General features: G+C 72.9%; 2 protein-coding genes. One reads left to right on the top strand and one right to left on the bottom strand.

The features are described from left to right. The coding region (locus tag HZS56_RS37665; RefSeq protein ID WP_308408251.1) for a TetR family transcriptional regulator at positions 1 to 610 on the bottom strand (610 nt) is incomplete at its 3' end. Between the two features lie 380 nt (positions 611 to 990). On the opposite strand from HZS56_RS37665, the gene HZS56_RS37670 reads away from it, so the two are divergent. Beyond that, entirely contained in the window at positions 991 to 1,674 is a 684-nt protein-coding gene (locus tag HZS56_RS37670) for a DedA family protein (protein WP_216725304.1), read from the top strand. Positions 1,675 to 1,807 lie beyond the last annotated feature (133 nt).

A 1,807-nucleotide genomic window follows, 5' to 3' on the forward strand; every position in this document is an offset into this window, starting at 1 on the left:
GTGTGGGGGCGGGGTGGGTCACGGGGGCCGTGAAGAGGCCGTGGACGGCGTCCTCGAGTTCGGCGGCGGTGTCCGACCAGGTGTGGGAGGGCAGGGCCGTGTCGTCGGCCAGGTCCCGTTCCCGCTCGGCGCAGGTGTGGGTGATCAGGTTGCGGGCCATGGCGGCGCGTCTTCGGCGGATCCCCGGGTCGAGCCCGGACAGGCGCTGCTCCAGGGCGCCGACCACGGTGGTGAGGCCGGGGCGGGCGAGCGCGTCCTCGGTGATGAGGTTCCTGGTGAGCGGGTCGGTGAGCACCTGCGCGGTGCACCGCGCCTGCCAGGAAGGGATGCCGAGTCCGGCCAGGTGCTCGGTGACGGGCCGCACCAGGCAGCGCACCCACTCCCGCAGACCGGCGCCCTCCTTCACCTCGGCCGCGTGGCGCACTCTCAGCAGGTCGACCGCCGCACCGTGCCGGGCCATGACGGCGCGCACCAGGTCGAGGCGCGTGCCGAAGTGGTAGTGGACGGCCGTGACGTTGCCCTGGCCGGCGGCCTCACTGACCGCCCGGTTGGAGACGGCGGCCAGGCCCTGCTCGGCGTAGAGCCGTTCGGCGGCGGAGAGGAGCGCCACGCGGGTGGCCGCCGAGCGGGCACCCGCCCCGGACCGGGCACTCGCCCCGGACCGGGCACCCGACCCTGACCGGGCGCCGCTCACCACGTGACCGGCCGTGCGCGCATGAGTGCTCCAGGGGTGGGGGAGTGCAGATGTGGGGGAGTCCGGGTGTGGGGCGGGAGGACCGTCGGCAGTAGGAAATCCCAAGACGGAAGATAAATCAAGCGATTGAATTAATTCTGGCCGGTCCCGGCGGAAAACCGCAGGGTCCGGGGCGAGGGAAACCGCACGAGGCCGACGGGGCTATCCCCGTACCGGTGCTGAGCTGGGGTTCCTAGCGTGGTGAACGGATCGCGGCACCCGTCCGCGGCGCGTACCCCGTACCTGGAGACCTCGACATGGATGTGACCGACCTCGGCACCGACCGGCTCACTCTTGCCCTGCCGCAGGAGCCCGCCGACGGCATCGCGGGCTGGGCGGCCGACCTGGTGGACGCCATGGGCGCGCCCGGCGCCGGTCTCGCCGTCGCCCTGGAGAACCTCTTTCCGCCGCTGCCGAGCGAGATCATCCTGCCGCTGACCGGCTTCGCCGCCGGGCAGGGGGTCATCAGCCTCGCCGCCGCCCTGTTCTGGACCACCCTCGGCTCCGTGGTGGGTGCCGCCGCCCTCTACTGGATCGGCGCGCTGTTCGGCCGACGGCGGATGTACGCGATCTGGGCGCGGCTGCCGCTGGTCAAGACCGCCGACCTGGAGCGGACGGAGCAGTGGTTCGCCAGGCACGGGACCAAGGCCGTCCTCCTCGGCCGCATGGTGCCGATCTTCCGCAGCCTGATCTCCGTACCGGCCGGCCTGGAGCGCATGCCGATGCCGGTCTTCCTGGCGCTGACCGCCGTGGGCAGCCTGGCCTGGAACGCCGTACTGGTCATGGCCGGTTACTGGCTGGGCGACCAGTGGGAGACCGTCGGCGACTACGTGGGGGTCGTCAGCAAGGGCGTCCTGGTGCTGGTGGTCGCCGCGCTGGTCCTGTACCTCGTGGTCCGGCTGCGGTCCAACGGGCGCGCTCAGCACCGCCGCACGTCGTGACCGGCCCCGGCCCCGGCCCCCGACCCGAACCCGAAACCGGCCCCGGACCCTTCCCTGAAACCGGCCCGGGCCCCTTCCCTGAAACCGGCCCCGGCGCCTTCCCTGAACCCGGCCCAGGCCCCTTCCCTGAAAC

The organism is Streptomyces mayonensis, assembly GCF_018982965.1.
GTDB lineage: Bacteria > Actinomycetota > Actinomycetes > Streptomycetales > Streptomycetaceae > Streptomyces > Streptomyces mayonensis.

Coding starts and splice junctions, on each gene's coding strand:
- HZS56_RS37670 (WP_216725304.1), top strand. CDS start 991: ATGGATGTGACCGACCTCGGCACCGACCGGCTCACTCTTGCCCTGCCG.